15 protein-coding genes are annotated in these 15,040 nt (G+C 40.5%); 3 read left to right on the top strand and 12 right to left on the bottom strand.

Annotation, left to right across the window (positions count from 1 at the left end; translation table 11 throughout):
• Positions 1-152: 152 nt before the first annotated feature.
• The 4 genes from ACQKKO_RS20345 to rnhA all read right to left on the bottom strand — a co-directional run bounded on the left by ACQKKO_RS20345 (position 153) and on the right by rnhA (position 5,043).
• A complete protein-coding gene (locus ACQKKO_RS20345) occupies positions 153-1,616 on the bottom strand; it encodes a catalase (protein WP_498650377.1) in 1,464 nt (487 codons plus the stop codon).
• Positions 1,617-1,720: 104 nt separating this feature from the next.
• The gene (locus ACQKKO_RS20350; RefSeq protein WP_498650441.1) at positions 1,721-3,010 is read right to left on the bottom strand and encodes a lysine N(6)-hydroxylase/L-ornithine N(5)-oxygenase family protein; all 1,290 of its coding nucleotides are present in this window, start codon (positions 3,008-3,010) and stop codon (positions 1,721-1,723) included.
• A gap of 17 nt (positions 3,011-3,027) precedes the next feature.
• Positions 3,028-4,389: an aldehyde dehydrogenase gene (locus ACQKKO_RS20355; RefSeq protein WP_498650379.1), complete on the bottom strand. Its 1,362-nt coding sequence runs from the start codon at positions 4,387-4,389 to the stop codon at positions 3,028-3,030.
• Positions 4,390-4,401: 12 nt separating this feature from the next.
• The gene (gene rnhA, locus ACQKKO_RS20360) at positions 4,402-5,043 is read right to left on the bottom strand and encodes a ribonuclease H (RefSeq protein ID WP_498650382.1); all 642 of its coding nucleotides are present in this window, start codon (positions 5,041-5,043) and stop codon (positions 4,402-4,404) included.
• A 91-nt stretch (positions 5,044-5,134) separates the two neighbouring features.
• Between rnhA and ACQKKO_RS20365 the strand changes: the two genes are divergently transcribed.
• Both ACQKKO_RS20365 and ACQKKO_RS20370 read left to right on the top strand, forming a co-directional pair.
• Positions 5,135-5,293 (top strand): hypothetical protein, encoded by a 159-nt coding sequence (locus ACQKKO_RS20365; RefSeq protein WP_498650384.1) that lies wholly within the window; start codon positions 5,135-5,137, stop codon positions 5,291-5,293.
• Positions 5,294-5,342: 49 nt separating this feature from the next.
• Complete coding sequence (locus tag ACQKKO_RS20370) at positions 5,343-5,594, top strand: hypothetical protein (protein WP_498650386.1); 252 nt, start codon at positions 5,343-5,345, stop codon at positions 5,592-5,594.
• 50 nt (positions 5,595-5,644) lie between these two features.
• On the opposite strand, the gene ACQKKO_RS20375 is transcribed toward ACQKKO_RS20370, so the two are convergent.
• Together ACQKKO_RS20375 and ACQKKO_RS20380 are read right to left on the bottom strand one after the other, a co-directional pair.
• On the bottom strand, positions 5,645-5,977 hold the full coding sequence (locus ACQKKO_RS20375; protein ID WP_498650388.1) for a hypothetical protein: 333 nt from the start codon (positions 5,975-5,977) through the stop codon (positions 5,645-5,647).
• A 119-nt stretch (positions 5,978-6,096) separates the two neighbouring features.
• Entirely contained in the window at positions 6,097-6,495 is a 399-nt protein-coding gene (locus ACQKKO_RS20380; RefSeq protein ID WP_498650390.1) for a thiol-disulfide oxidoreductase DCC family protein, read from the bottom strand.
• A gap of 224 nt (positions 6,496-6,719) precedes the next feature.
• Here ACQKKO_RS20380 and mreBH point away from each other — a divergent pair, with 224 nt between their 5' ends.
• On the top strand, positions 6,720-7,727 hold the full coding sequence (mreBH, locus tag ACQKKO_RS20385; RefSeq protein ID WP_498650392.1) for a rod-share determining protein MreBH: 1,008 nt from the start codon (positions 6,720-6,722) through the stop codon (positions 7,725-7,727).
• A gap of 48 nt (positions 7,728-7,775) precedes the next feature.
• Here the strand turns inward: mreBH and ACQKKO_RS20390 are convergent, their stop codons facing one another.
• The 6 genes from ACQKKO_RS20390 to ACQKKO_RS20415 all read right to left on the bottom strand — a co-directional run bounded on the left by ACQKKO_RS20390 (position 7,776) and on the right by ACQKKO_RS20415 (position 15,038).
• Positions 7,776-8,030, bottom strand: a complete 255-nt coding sequence (locus ACQKKO_RS20390; protein WP_498650394.1) for a protein YuzH — start codon at positions 8,028-8,030, stop codon at positions 7,776-7,778.
• 102 nt (positions 8,031-8,132) lie between these two features.
• Entirely contained in the window at positions 8,133-9,065 is a 933-nt protein-coding gene (gene thpD / locus ACQKKO_RS20395) for an ectoine hydroxylase (protein ID WP_498650443.1), read from the bottom strand.
• 306 nt (positions 9,066-9,371) lie between these two features.
• A complete protein-coding gene (locus ACQKKO_RS20400) occupies positions 9,372-11,291 on the bottom strand; it encodes a PTS fructose transporter subunit IIABC (protein WP_498650396.1) in 1,920 nt (639 codons plus the stop codon).
• A 40-nt stretch (positions 11,292-11,331) separates the two neighbouring features.
• A complete protein-coding gene (gene pfkB / locus ACQKKO_RS20405) occupies positions 11,332-12,243 on the bottom strand; it encodes a 1-phosphofructokinase (RefSeq protein ID WP_498650398.1) in 912 nt (303 codons plus the stop codon).
• Positions 12,240-12,995, bottom strand: coding sequence for a DeoR/GlpR family DNA-binding transcription regulator (locus ACQKKO_RS20410; RefSeq protein WP_498650399.1), 756 nt, complete (start codon positions 12,993-12,995; stop codon positions 12,240-12,242). Before ACQKKO_RS20410 ends, pfkB begins: the two co-directional genes overlap by 4 nt.
• 150 nt (positions 12,996-13,145) lie before the next feature.
• Positions 13,146-15,038 (bottom strand): ABC-F family ATP-binding cassette domain-containing protein, encoded by a 1,893-nt coding sequence (locus tag ACQKKO_RS20415; RefSeq protein WP_498650401.1) that lies wholly within the window; start codon positions 15,036-15,038, stop codon positions 13,146-13,148.
• Positions 15,039-15,040 lie beyond the last annotated feature (2 nt).

The following is a 15,040-nucleotide window of genomic DNA, read 5'->3' on the forward strand; positions in this document are numbered from 1 at the left end:
CGCGGTGAAGACACTGTAGCGGCGCCCTTCCCGCGAAAGGGGCTGAGGCCGTTCCGCGCGGGTGCGAGGGATTCTCCAGTAGCGGATTTGTTGCTGTGTTCTTATTTCATTGATGTTTTATGTTTTGTCTCAACCTCTTACTCCCACCGCACTTACATTTGTTCTAACTTCTCAAGATAAGGGGTTAAATCAACATCCATTTCATCAGCTAATCGTTTACCTAAGTCAGCATCTGCACGGTAGAAGTTACATAGAAGCAGTAGTACTGTTCGTTGTTCAACCGACTGCCAGTCGGCAACAAGGTTTTTCACTAACTGATCTTGCATTTCCTTACTGTGACGGCGATAGACTTGACCTGCTTGACCAAAATGGTTTGTTTTCTCAATGGGTTGTCTGCCTCGTGTCTCCCCTTCGTTCGGCGCCTTGTAATCCATATGAAGCTCATCTTCCTTCGGCTCCGTTTCGTAACGGTTTGGTTCATAGTTTACTGGACTCTTCTGCTGCTTAAACGGCATCGCACCATCTCTTTGGTAGTTGTCGACATTTGCAAACGGACAGTTGATCGGCAACTGTAAGTAATTGGCTCCAATCCGGTAACGTTGTGTATCAGAATAAGAGAATAAACGCCCTTGAAGTAATTTATCTTCGGATGGCTCTATTCCCGGAACCACTACACCTGGATTAAATCCAACAGACTCTGTTTCTGAGAACACATCCTCAGGATTACGGTTTAATGTCATGGTTCCAACATGGTGATATGGAAAATCCTCTTCAAACCAGTCTTTCGTTGCATCAAGCGGATCAAAGTCATAGTTATCCATATCTGCAGGATCTAGGATTTGTACGTAGAAGTCCCACTCAGGATAATCACCATTCTCGATCGCATTGTACAGATCAACGGAAGCATGGTTAAAATCTTTTCCTTGAACCTCGGTTGCCTCTTCTGCGGATAGGTTACGCTGTCCTGCTTTAGGAACCCAGCGAAATTTTACATACACCGTATTTCCATAAGCGTTAATCCACTTAAATGCATGAACACTCGAACCACGCATTTCTCTATAATTAGCTGGGATTCCCTCATCTGTAAATAGGTGCATCATCATGTTTGTTGATTCAGGAGACAATGACATGAAGTCCCAGTATCGATTTGGATCTTGAACATTGGTACGCGGATCTGGCTTAAGTGAGTGAACCATATCCGGAAACTTAATTGCATCGCGGATAAAGAAGACTGGTAGATTGTTTCCGACAAAGTCCCAGTTCCCTTCCTCTGTATAAAACTTCACTGAAAACCCACGTGGATCCCGGAGTGTTTCAGGTGAATGCTGACCGTGAATAACAGTTGAAAAGCGGACAAATACCGGTGTTTCTGTTCCTTCATCTCTTAAAAAGGAAGCTTTTGTATAACGTCTCATACTGTTAGCTACCTTAAATACACCGTGCGCTCCTGCACCACGAGCATGCACTACACGTTCTGGTACACGTTCTCTATCAAAGTGCGCAAGCTTTTCAATTAATTGATAGTCTTCTAGTAGCGTTGGACCTCTTCTGCCCGCTGTACGTGAATTTTGATTATCATAAATCGGTTGTCCTTGATTGGTTGTCAGTTTTTTCACGATAGACCCTCTTTTCATTTCTTTTTAAATAATGATTATTAGATTATAATCATTATAATATAAAATTCTAGTAGAACAGTCAAATGAAAAACTAGATTATTCGTTTAAAACTGTTGAAACGTATTTCCTCTGCTTATTGGGTACGTATCTTCACCGGTTACAAAATTAACAATTCGCTGATTACGCTGGACAGCTAGCTGTAAGTTCGTAGCCCCTGTTCCATGAGCATGCACAACGTTTGATAAAGCAAAAACATGAGCATTTCTAGGTTTCTTAAATACAAGACGACTATCAAGCTCTACTTTAAATTCCTTCTCACTTTCCCACTCAAAGTCATCCTTCATCTGTTCAATCCATTGTGGAATAGCAGGCTTGTAGCCTGTAGCTAAAACTATTTTCTCCGTATGATGAGAGATGGTAGAGTCTTTTTGCCATTGATGGAATGTAAGATCGTACGTCTTTGAATCCACCTGCTTGATATCAGTTAACTCACACATGGCTTGAATATGGGCAGGACGATGAGGGCTCTCAATTGAACGATGGTATAAGAGATCATAGATATTCTTTAGTGTCTTTACTTGGATACCGTTACGAATGCTGCCAAGTAACGGCAGTGCCTCTTTCCTTTTTGAGAAGGGAAGCTCACTGAAATATTCAACATATTCCGGAGAAAACATCTCTATCCCTAGTTTCCCTTCTTCCATCTGAAAGAAACCCGCAGATCGTGTAAACCAACTTAATGAGTAACCAAAACGCTCCTGATCATGAAGCAGATCATAAAAAATCTCTGCTGCACTTTGTCCTGATCCAACGATTGTGATTGAACCTGAGGCTTTAAGGTCCTCACTGTTTTGTATGTACTTGCTCGAATGCACAAAATCTTCAGTTAACAATTCTTTTATTCCACCCGGCACAAGTGGTTCACTGCCTGTTCCCATCACGATATGTCCTGCTGAAAGCATGTATGTCTCATTGGTCTGTAAGTTTTCACAGGAAACAAGGTAGTAGTCTTTTGCCAAATCGTATGTAACATCCTTCACATTTGTTGCAAATTGACAATTTGAAAGCTTTGCTGCGACCCATTGCAAGTACGCATTATACTCTTTCCTTGGAATATCAAAGCGATTAAAGAAATAAAAGGCATACAGTCTTTCTTGCTCATGCAGATAATTTAAAAATGTATACTCACTCTTCGGATTAGCGAAAGTAACTAAATCCGCTAAAAAAGGCACCTGTAAGTCGGTCATATCTAGCAGCATTCCAGGATGCCATTGCATACTTGTATGTTTCTCAAAAAATACACAGTTTAAGTCGGTTCCTTCTTCAAGTAGTGCAGCCAGCCCTAAATTAAAAGGGCCGATACCTACTCCAAGAACATCAACATGTTCCTTTATCTGCAAGGTGATTCCTCCTATTTCATCAGGTTTCGGATCAGTTTGTGCGTAATAGGTCCTTGTTTATAGCGGATTGGTAGATCAAACGAGGTAGACTGCTTCACCATTCCTTTACGATGGGAAAACGTGAGAAAACTATCGTACCCATGATACGCTCCGATACCACTTGGTCCAGCTCCTCCAAACGGAAGATATGGATTGGCTACATGCATGATAGTGTCATTCACACAACCGCCGCCAAATGAAAGCTCATCAACAAATTGAGATTCAACTTCCTTACTTTCTGTAAAGACATAAAGTGCTAGCGGATTTGGTAGCTCCCGAATTCTGGTTTGTGCTTCTACAGTAGAGGAGTACGTAAGAATCGGAAGAACCGGCCCAAAGATTTCATCCTGCATGACATTTGAATTCCAACCTACCCCTGATAAAACAGTTGGTGATAGGGCAAGCTCTTCCCGCTTATACTGTCCACCAACGAGTACATCCCCTTCTTCAATAAACTCAACGAGTCGATCAAAGTGCTTCTCGCTGACAATGCGAGGATATTCTCCTTTTTTCCATGGCTTTTTATATAAAGAGTTAATGTGCTTTTCTAGCTTTTCAAGGAAAACATCCTTTACTGTTTCGTCAACTAACACATAATCTGGCGCGATACAGGTTTGACCGGCATTCAGAAATTTCCCCCAAGCGATTCGTTTGGCAGCAAGATCAAGCTTTGCATCCCGGTGGACGATAGCTGGACTCTTCCCTCCAAGTTCAAGTGTATGGGGAGTTAAATGCTTAGCTGCTGCTTCCATCACAACTTTACCGACCGCTACACTACCTGTGAAGAAAATATAGTCGAATGGTTCCTTTAACAGCTCTGTACTTGCCTCTACTGCACCTTCTACAACAGCAATATAATCTTCATTAAATGTTTCTCCAATGATTTCAGCAATGACAGCAGAAGTATGAGGCGTAAGCTCTGAAGGCTTCACAACCGCACAGTTTCCAGCAGCAATCGCACCAATTAACGGGGCCATTGCGAGTTGGAATGGATAGTTCCACGGAGCAATAATTAACACAGATCCTCTTGGCTCATGAATCACATAGCTTTTCGAGCCAGTATGCGAAGCGGGTGTTTTTACTTTTTGTGGAGTCATCCATTCTTTTAATGAATTTTCTACGAGCGTAATTTCCGCATAAACAAAACCAATTTCTGTTGTAAAAGCCTCTTCCTTTGATTTATTTAAATCTAGTTTCAAGGCGTGTAAGATTCGGTTTTCTTTTTGTTTAATCACATTTCTGAGCTTATCAAGCTGATGTAGTCTGAATTCCTCGGAACGGGTTGTGCCACTATAGAAGTACTGCTTTTGTTTTGTGCGTAGAACGTGATACAAGCGAATTCCTCCCTATTTTCGGCCGTAGTCTGCTTTAATTTCTCCCCAATGCTTTGTTTCCCATTTGAGAATAGGATTCTTATATTGATTTGTGGCAAGCCATTTTTCCGCTCGGTCGATCAACATCCACATTTCCTCTGTCTTTAATGAACGCTCCAAGCTTGAATTGGCTTTCCGGTCCTTCACCCATTTGATCGCTGTTCTTGAATCGGAATAGACCGGGGTTGTTGAATCATTTCGTTCCTTTAAATAAGCAAGTCCATGAACAATGGCTAGAAACTCTCCCATATTGTTAGTTCCAATATGTATTTCTCCATGGGAGAAAAGAATTTCACCTGACTTCGTATCAACGCCTTTATATTCAACTATACCCGGATTTCCCCTTGAACCAACATCTACGGAGATACTTTCCCAGATTATTTTATCTTTACTTACTGGAGCTTCCGTTTTTTTTCTAAAGCTAGTTGTTTTTGTTGATCTAGCTGTTGCTGTGCCAGGCCTTGAACTAAACGCCGCTTCAGCATCTGCTTTTGATGGGAAGGATTTAAATCTTGCACCAGGGAACCCTTTCACTTGAGCCTCACATTCAGCCCAGCTTGTATAGATTCCTGGTTGGATTCCCTTCCACACTACGTAAAACTTACCTTTTGCCAAAATATCCACCTTCTTTGTATGAAATCAGTTAAAAAACCCAATACTAATATTATCTCTAGTGTATACCAAAATGTGATAGGAGGCTGTTCATATGCATAAGCGTGACCCACAAAAAAATAAAGCATTAACAAATAATCAAACGCCTACTGAAACTCTTTTTAATCAAGAGGTGGCAAGTGAGTTAGTTGATAATGGCGGGAACAAATCAAATCATAAACAATCAAAAAAGTCAGGATCAAGCGAATCATAAGGTTCGCTGTCAGATAACTATGAAACCATGAAAGATTGGAGAGAGGTTTATGGAGGTCTTACTCAATCGAAAAGAAGAAAAGAGACAAGCCGGAGAATTAATCTACGCAAAAAATAAACATCTGTATGCCTTATTTGAAGATGAAGACGAACGTTTTTCCTATCTCTTAGTATCATTAACTGAATTTAAAATTGTTCAGTATTATGATGACTTACCAACAAACGATGAAATCACGTTTGATATAGATGATGAAATTGAAAGTGTTCATCACCATTCGCAATCAAAGATCACCTTTGCATAAAAAACGAGGGCGGCCCATGTTGTGGGTTCCACCCTCGAATATCATCTTCATTACTGTGATTGTTCTTGTTCTGCTTCAAGCTCTTGCTCTTCATACCAATCATCTAAAACCTTTGCATCTAAAATACGAGATTGAATGTAAGCAGCTTGTTTTTGTGTAAACAACTCAGTCCATTTATACTCAAAATCTTCGGCTACACGCACAAAGGTTAAAAGCTCCTGCCAAGCAACATATCGCTTATACCAGAAAAACTGTGGTTGCTCTGTCATATAAGGGTAAAGGTCATCAAACTCCGTATGCTTACAGTCAATTGTACGCTCAAATTGAATTTTTGCATGTTCCAATTTTTCTTTGAAGTACGTCTCGTTGTGATTGACTTCCATGTATGTCCCCTCCTAATGATGCAGCAAGTCCTATCTTAGCTACACCTTTTTGCTAGTATATCATGGTTCGATCTTAAGCTAAATGTTCCTGCTTAAAGTATTGAAAAACTTTCACAATTTTATAGAAACTGCGCCCGTTCTTCTTTTGATGGCAGTCTACAGGATTCACTTTTTCCAAAGAACCGATGACGATACCTTGCAACAAGTTGATAACATGCTTTTCTTAAAGGCCGAGGAAGAACATATGCAATCTGACATAATCTCCAGCGAAAAGGCAGGTGCGAAGTAATCTTAAGAACAGCCTGATCATGAGTATAGGCACGATCATCTTCAATTAAAATCATTGAATCTACATACCTGCCAATTGAATACTTTTTCATTAATGTCTGACCAATCTCAGACTGAATCGACGCAAAATAAAAATAGTTATGTTTATCTCGTTTTATGATAAAATCTACACCTTTATTACATAAATTGCATACTCCATCAAACAAAATGATTCCTTTATCCGTTTCCATGTTCATCACCTTCCCATAATGAAATGGCTTACTAATTTTAGTTTAACAGATCATGCTTTTTAACCCAACTACAGAGGATGTTCTTACTGATCAAGACCTATGATAAAATCCTCAACAAATCTCACATTCTTACATAGTAGATAAGCGTTCCGACCCTTTTTTTACGCGTGTTATCTTGTTAAAATGAAGCCTAATGAGTATTTCTATGAAAAGTTGGTGAGTCTATGTTTTCAAATGCAGAGATTGGTATTGATTTAGGAACTGCAAATATCCTTGTTTATAGTAAAGACAAAGGCATTATATTAAATGAGCCTTCAGTAGTGGCTCTTAATACAGAAACACGTGACGTTCTTGCAGTAGGTGCAGAGGCAAAAAGTATGGTTGGTAAAACACCATCTCATATCGTTGCTGTTCGCCCATTACGTGATGGTGTTATTGCAGATTTTGATGTAACAACTAGTATGTTAAAAGCAATTATGAAAAAAGCAAGCAAACAAATGGGACTAGCTCTAAGAAAGCCTAATGTTGTTGTCTGTGCTCCATCAGGCTCAACATCTGTAGAACGTCGTGCTATTTTAGATGCGGTTCGTAGCTGTGGTGCCAAAAATGTTCATGTGATTGAAGAACCAGTAGCAGCTGCCATTGGTGCTGATCTACCCGTTGAAGAACCAACAGCTAACGTAGTTGTTGACATCGGTGGTGGTACAACTGAAGTCGCGATCATTTCGTTTGGTGGAGTGGTTTCATGCAACTCTGTACGTATTGGTGGGGACAAGCTTGATGAAGCAATTATTCAGCATGTTCGTAAGCAATATAACGTTCTAATCGGTGAACGCACAGCGGAACAAATTAAAATGGAGATTGGGTATGCACCAATTGACCATGAAATCTTAAGTATGGAAGTACGAGGTCGTGATCTTGTAAACGGCCTACCGAAAACCGTTGCCTTACAATCAGATGAGGTACGTCATGCAATTAGTGAACACCTGCTTCAGATTTTAGAAGCTGTTCGTTCTACACTTGAAGATTGCCCTCCAGAATTAAGTGGAGACATCGTAGACCGTGGTGTATTAATTACTGGTGGTGGCGCATTGCTAAAAGGCATACAGGACTGGTTATCAAACGAAATCTCTGTACCTGTACACCTAGCACCTAATCCTCTTGAGTCAGTAGCAATTGGTACCGGACGCTCTTTAAAATTTATTGATAAATTACAAAAAGCAACGGTGTAACATTAAGAAAAAGGCGAATGCCCAAATCGGTCATTCGCCTTTTTTTGTTTACTTATACCGTTTTCTCCTTCGATATGCTTCAATTGTATCCATTTCCAGGTTCAATTCCATTTCCATATCAACCAAATCCTGTGTCGTTACGATGGGATCATTCTCTGACCATCTAACATAATAAACGAAGTAGTAGCCATTTATTTTACAAAAAATCACTGGTGATTCTGAGAAACGATCATAAATGGCTTTCATCTTTCCTCTTTTTTGATAGGAATAGGAAATAAGCTTCATATTCATTCCTCCACTCATTCCTCTATTCCCCTAGTATTCGCCACCTTAACCTTAAAAACGGCAAGATTTATTTCCCAGGAAAACTAGAATCCGATAAATGGATATAGATGGTTATTTTGTTCAATAATGGATCTTTTGTTTTGTTAGCGAATGTGAAGACACTGCATGAATGGGTTTAACCCCTTCACGGTTTGCCAGGAATTCAGGTCTGGGGTCTTGTCCAGAATAAGGCTTCCCTATTACATTCTCCATCGAATTAAATACAAAGAACACATTACTTCGTGGATAAGGTGAGAGATTCCCATTTGACCCGTGCATAGTATTACATTCAAAAAACAGCACCGAGCCAGCTGGACCAGTCGCACGATCAATTCTGCCGCCTGCCTCTTCTGTTAACCAGCTTAAGCTATCATTATCTGGTGTTCCTGCTACTTGCTTTTGCAGAGATGATTTGAAGTTGTTATCTGGGGTTTCACCTGCACATGACACATACCATTTATGGGAGCCAGGAATAAGCATTAACGGTCCGTTAAACTCATAATTATCCGTTAAGATAATTGAGCAGCTCACCGCGCGCATATGCTGCATCCCATCCTCTACATGCCATGTTTCAAAATCAGAATGCCAATAAAACTCTTTCCCTTTAAAACCAGGCTTAAAATTAATGCGTGATTGGTTTATATATACCTGACTTCCAAGCAGCTGCTCTGCTATCTTAACAATCCGTTCATTCTTGGAAAGTAATTCAAAGAAACCGCTATCTTTATGAATTTCAAAAACAGATCGAATTTCGTTGCTACCAGGTTCTTTAATTACATCTGCTGAGTCTCTGGATTGGTTCTCTTTAATTGTTTTCTCTAATTCTTGTTTCATTAACTCTACTTCTTCATCTGTAAACAGCTTCTCAATCATTAAGTATCCATTCTCTTCATAAGAGGTTAATTCAATCTGCTTTAATGGACCTTCATCTCCGTTTGAATGGATGATTGGGTCCTTTCTTTCTTTAATCGTTGCCTTGCTGCTGACCCTTGAGGGATATAAATCAATGTTCATGTCCATTTCACTTACCTCCTAGTATATTTCCCGAGTTTTATATTAACTTTCCTTATGTTTTTGTCGGCTTCTCGGTGCGAATTCACTATTCGAAAGTTTCAATGTGGTTGTCGCCCCTAAAATAGGTAGCTGCGCCAACGCATGCTCATTGAGCCATCCCTCCTAACCTTGTTTACACTGTATACAGAACCCTTCTAAAACAGTTGTTAAACATCGTTTTTTTTATAAAATGCTGTAAGTATGCTCATATCGGTAAAAATTCAACAAAAAAACCTGTCCGGAAAACCAGACAGGTTTGAATCTTAGTTAGTCTTCTATGACTTTCTTTTTGAAGATACCTAGTAAGATTGCTGTTAGGATTGCTCCTAAAACTACGGCTAGTAGGTATAAGAAAGCATAAGGCCACCACTCGTTTTGGTTAACTAATGGGAATACAAACAATCCACCATGTGGTGCAGGAAGTAGTATCCCGAAGAATGCCGTCAATCCACCTGCTAAGGCAGAGCCGGCCACTGCTGCAGGAATCACTCGTAATGGATCCGCTGCAGCAAACGGTATCGCTCCTTCTGTAATAAACGATAAACCAAGTAAGTAGTTTGTGATACCTGATTGACGATCTTTTCTAGAAAACTTACTACGGAAAAACGTTGTAGCTAGGGCAATTCCGATTGGAGGAGCCATCCCCCCAGCCATAACAGCTGCGTGTGGAGCAAGGTTCCCAGCATCGATCATTGCAATACCAAAAGTAAAGGCTGCCTTGTTAATAGGTCCACCCATGTCAACAGCCATCATTCCACCTAAGATGACTCCTAAAATAATCATATTTGTAGTACCTAAACCATTTAACCAGCTTTGTAGGCCAAGGTTTACACTTGCAAGTGGAGTGACGATTAATAGCATAATCATACCTGTGATAAGTAGGTTCAAAACAGGTGTAAATAAAATGTTACCAATACCAGATAATACTTGTGGAAGCTTGTTAATTAATTGGCGTACGAGCAATGCAATATAACCTGCTAGGAAACCTGCAATTAATCCACCTAAAAATCCAGCTTCGCCGTTCATAGCAATCATACCAGCGACTAAACCAGGTGCAAATCCGGGACGATCTGCAATACTCATGGCAATAAATGCAGCCAGCACAGGTACTAACAAACCAAATGCTGTACCTCCACCAATTTCATTAAGCATGCTAGCAAATGTACCTTCAGCATTAATTCCACCAAACAAAAACGACAACGCAATTAAAATTCCGCCACCGATAACAAATGGTAGCATGTTGGATACACCGTTCATGATGTGCTTATAGATGTTTAGGCCTTTTTTCTCAGAGTCAGATGAATCGTCATTACTTGAGCTGCCTGTCGCTTTGTAGATTGGTGCATCTGCTGCCATCGCACGATCAATTAAATCTTTTGGCTTACGTACTCCATCAGCAACGGGTGCTTGAATGACCTTTTTACCAGCAAATCGTGTCATTTCAATCTTCGTATCAGCGGCAACAATAATCGCATCTGCTGCTTCAATTTCAGCGGCTGTTAGTTTGTTTTTAACTCCGCCTGAGCCATTTGTTTCTACTTTAATGGTGTAGCCTAGCTCTGCTGCTTTGTTTTTCAGGGCATCTGCTGCCATATATGTGTGAGCAATACCAGTCGGACAGCCAGTGACGCCTAAGATTTGAGGGCTATCAGGTGTCTTTGTAACGGATGATTGAGACTCGGTTTGTTTCGCTGCTTCCGCTTCTGCTTCTGCTGCTTCTTCCGCTTCCTTCTCCGCATCCTTTTGATCAATGGCTGCTAAAATTTCATCTTCGCTTGTAGCGTTTAAGATGATTTGACGGAAGCTGTCATCCATTAAGAATGTCGTTAAACGAGATAGCGTCGCTAAGTGCTCGTTGTTTGCTCCTTCACTAGCTGCGATCATAAAGAATAATTGACTCGGTTGACCATCAAGTGCTTCGTAGTCAATTCCTGCTGTTGAACGACCAAATCCAATTGCCGGTGTGCGAACAGCTGCTGTTTTCGCGTGTGGAATAGCAATTCCTTCACCTAAACCCGTTGTACTTTGCGCTTCACGAGCTAGAATGGCTTCCTTATATGCTCGTTTATCTTTTAGACGACCAGCTTGATCAAGCTTCGTGATCAGCTCATCAATGACTGCTTCCTTCGTAGTCGCTTTAAGATCTAAAATCATTGTATCTTTTTTTAGTAGTTCTGAGATCTTCATAAAGATCCACCTTTCCCCCAAATATGCTCTCTTTTTGTCATTAGAGTGTTGATACCTTTACTTGGTTCATTAATTCCTTCACATGTGATAACTCACAGAACCCTTTTGAGAAGGCTGTTGAGCTACCTGAAGATACAGCAAAACGGAATGCATCCTCGAGTGGTAATTCATCCATGCTCGCTGCTATAAATCCAGCAAGTGTTGAATCTCCTGCCCCAACGGAATTCACAACTGTCCCCTTTGGTGTTGTTGCAAAAAGGGTTTGCTCCTTCGTTCCAAGAATGGCTCCGTCACCAGCAAATGTAACAAATACATAGTCAATCCCTTTTGCAACAAGTTGTCTTACATAAGGAACTGCTTGCTCCGGTGTTTGAATGTCTGCTCCAACTAGCTCAGAAAGCTCATGATGATTTGGCTTAATGAATGTTGGTGCCGCTTCAACAGCATCAGCAAATGGTTCGCCACTTGTATCAAGAAAGACGTTTACGCCATTTTCTTTTACTTGTTGGATCCACTCTGTGTAAATAGATGTCGGTAATGTTCCGGGAACACTGCCAGCAAGCACTAACGTGTCTCCTTCTTTAAGCTGATCAAGCTGACTAACGAGCTCGGCTACATTTTGCTCTGTTACTTCAGGAGATGTACCATTTAACTCTGTTTCATCTGTTGCCTTCATCTTAATGTTAATGCGCGTATCTCCATTAACTTTAACAAAGCTTGTTTCAATCTTTTCTTCTTGTAGCGTGTTAATAATGTAGTCACCTGTAAATCCACCAATAAAACCGAGAGTCTGACTATTATGTCCTAGTCGTTTTAATACACGTGATACGTTAATGCCTTTCCCTCCAGGTGCTTTATGCTCTTTCCTGGATCGGTTCACATGACCTGGCTTCAGGTCATCCAGCTCCACAAAGTAATCAACAGCCGGGTTTAGTGTGACCGTGTATATCATATTGCAACCACCTTTATATCTACTATTTCTTTGTACGTGTTCTGAACATGCTCCTCGAGATAGGAACTTGTCAGAAGCGTCACATCTTTTAATTCAGCAAATTTGGCAAAGGATACTTCTCCGAATTTCGAATGATCTGCTACCACGTAGCTTTGTCTAGATCGACTCTTTGCATACGTTTTTACAAAGGCTTCTTGAGGATCTGGCGTAGTACATCCATCTTCAGGTGTTATTCCGTTTGCACCAAGAAATGCACTATCAAAACGGAATGATTCAAGCGTTTCGATGGCACTGCGACCGATAAATGCTCGCGTGCCAGGCTTTACTTGACCACCTACAACATGCGTTTCAATACCAGCTTCTACAAGCTCAACCACATTTGTTAATCCATTTGTCACAACAACGACTTGCCTATCTTTTAAAAATGGAATCATTTCAAGCGTTGTCGTTCCAGCATCTAAGAAAATACAGTCACCTTTCTCAACAAATGATGACGCAAATTGAGCTATTTGACGTTTTTCTTGAATGTTTTTGGAAGATTTCTCTGCGATAGTCGGCTCAAGTCTCTTCTTTTGAAGGAGTGTTGCTCCTCCATGTATGCGCTTTAATTTCTTTCCACTTTCCAATTCTGTTAGATCTCTTCGTATAGTAGACTCCGAAGATCCTGTTAAATCTACAAGTTCATTCAGCTTTACCGTATGCTTTTCTTTTAAGACTTTCATGATCATTGCTTGACGTTCCACAGTAAGCATGATGCACACTCCTATCTCTCGTCGAAATTAGTATACCCTTTTAAACAGTCATAATCAATCAAAAATATTCAAAAACATTCATTGTCATAATTTTCTTCCAGCTATACATAAAAACAAAGTGGTTCAGAGTGAAACCACTTTGTTGACGGTCTATTCTTTTAGTCCTTCTATAAGTTCAGACAGCTCTGTCCAGCGATCCATCGCTGCTTCTAATTCGCTTTCAAGCTCTTGCTTTTCGTTTAGTCGTTTTTCAATTTCAGTATAGTCACTTCCAGCCGCTTCAATTGCTTGTTCAACCTCTGTGATTTTCTGTTCGAGATCTTCCATTTTTCCTTCAATGCTTTCCCAATCCTGCTTTTCTTTATAAGTGAGTCTGCGGGATTGTTGAGACTTTACTTTTCCTTTTGAGTTCGTTTCAGTAGCTATTGTGAGTTGACTAGCTTCTTGTTCCTGTTTTTGAATTAAAAATTCGGAATAGTCGCCTTGATAGCGTTGAACGTTTCCATCACCATTTAAATAAAGAAGGTGATCCACAACTTTATCTAAGAAGTAACGATCATGTGAGACGGTAATCACTACGCCAGGAAACTGGTCAATGTAATCTTCTAATACAGAAAGCGTTTGAATGTCTAAATCATTGGTTGGCTCATCCAAAAAGAGTACATTTGGTTCACCCATTAAAACTTTTAATAAGTAAAGACGGCGTTTCTCTCCGCCTGATAGTCGTCTAATATACGTCCATTGCATATTTCGTGGAAACAGAAAACGTTCAAGCATTTGCTCAGCCGTGACCGTTTGACCATCTGCAGTGTACACAACCTCAGCCACTTCTTTAATGTACTCAATGACTTTAAGCTCACCATCAATTTCTTGGTCGTCCTGAGTGTAATAGCCGATTTTAACGGTTGATCCTCTGCTAACTTCTCCTGTATCTGCAGCAATTCTTCCAGCCATGATATTTAGAAGCGTTGTTTTTCCTGTACCGTTGGATCCGATAATACCAAGTCTTTGATGTGGAACTACTAAATAATCGACATTGTGGAAAAGCACACGGTCCTTATACGACTTTCCAACCTGTTTGAGTTCGATTACATCATTGCCGAGACGATCAGAACCGATAGAGAAATCAAGATCTTGTTTTTTAGTAAGTCCTTCCTCATCTCTTAAGCCCTCTGCCCGCTGCACTCGCGCTTTTTGTTTGGTTGTTCGGGCTTTAGCTCCACGTCTTAACCATTCGAGCTCACGCCTAAGAAGATTCTGGCGCTTGCTTTCTGCAACTTGCTCCATCTCTTCACGCTCTGCTCGTTTTTGCAGGTACGTTTCAAAGTTTCCTTCATATTGAAAGAGTTTGCCTTGATCAAGTTCATACATTTGATTGGTTACTCGATTAAGGAAGTAACGATCGTGGGTGATAATGATCAGCGCACCTTTATAGTTGGCCAAATAACCTTCTAACCATTCCACCGTTTCATGATCTAAGTGGTTGGTAGGTTCATCAAGTAATAACAGATCAGCCGGTCGAATTAACGCTTCTGCAATCGCCACACGTTTTTTCTGTCCACCAGAAAGCGTGCTAATTTGCTGACTGACATCTTGAATACCTAGCTTGTAAAGAATCGTTTTAGCTGTTGTATTGGCTTCCCATGCAGATTCCTGATCCATTTTCTGCTGAGCCTTCATAAATCGATTTTGAACCTGTTCACTTTCTGGTTGTTCTTCAAGGTCTATCAAAGCTTGTTCGTACGCTCGCATAGCACCCATAATGACGGATTCTCCGTAATAAATTTGCTCTAAAATGGTCCGATTCTCGTCCAAATCAGGTTGCTGCGGCAAATAAGTTACGGAAAAGTCATTTGAGTGAAAAAGATCTGCTTCTTCTGCTCCCTCTATACCAGCAAGAACCTTTAATAAGGTGGATTTCCCTGTTCCATTTACACCAATCAAACCAATGCGCTCTTTTTCTTCTATTGTAAAGGAAAGGTGGTCAAATAACGTTTTCTCTCCAAATGTTTTATGCAGGTTTTCAACACGCAAGATACTCATCT

It is taken from the genome of Alkalihalobacillus sp. NPDC127517 (assembly GCF_050276055.1).
Taxonomy (GTDB): Bacteria; Bacillota; Bacilli; order Bacillales; family Bacillaceae_D; genus Alkalicoccobacillus.

Coding starts and splice junctions, on each gene's coding strand:
- ACQKKO_RS20370 (WP_498650386.1), top strand. CDS start 5,343: ATGGAGGTCTTACTCAATCGAAAAGAAGAAAAGAGACAAGCCGGAGAA.
- ACQKKO_RS20380 (WP_498650390.1), bottom strand. CDS start 6,495: ATGGAAACGGATAAAGGAATCATTTTGTTTGATGGAGTATGCAATTTA.
- ACQKKO_RS20390 (WP_498650394.1), bottom strand. CDS start 8,030: ATGAGTGGAGGAATGAATATGAAGCTTATTTCCTATTCCTATCAAAAA.
- ACQKKO_RS20415 (WP_498650401.1), bottom strand. CDS start 15,038: ATGAGTATCTTGCGTGTTGAAAACCTGCATAAAACATTTGGAGAGAAA.
- ACQKKO_RS20365 (WP_498650384.1), top strand. CDS start 5,135: ATGCATAAGCGTGACCCACAAAAAAATAAAGCATTAACAAATAATCAA.
- ACQKKO_RS20375 (WP_498650388.1), bottom strand. CDS start 5,977: ATGGAAGTCAATCACAACGAGACGTACTTCAAAGAAAAATTGGAACAT.
- ACQKKO_RS20400 (WP_498650396.1), bottom strand. CDS start 11,291: ATGAAGATCTCAGAACTACTAAAAAAAGATACAATGATTTTAGATCTT.
- thpD (WP_498650443.1), bottom strand. CDS start 9,065: ATGAACATTGATTTATATCCCTCAAGGGTCAGCAGCAAGGCAACGATT.
- mreBH (WP_498650392.1), top strand. CDS start 6,720: ATGTTTTCAAATGCAGAGATTGGTATTGATTTAGGAACTGCAAATATC.
- ACQKKO_RS20410 (WP_498650399.1), bottom strand. CDS start 12,995: ATGCTTACTGTGGAACGTCAAGCAATGATCATGAAAGTCTTAAAAGAA.
- pfkB (WP_498650398.1), bottom strand. CDS start 12,243: ATGATATACACGGTCACACTAAACCCGGCTGTTGATTACTTTGTGGAG.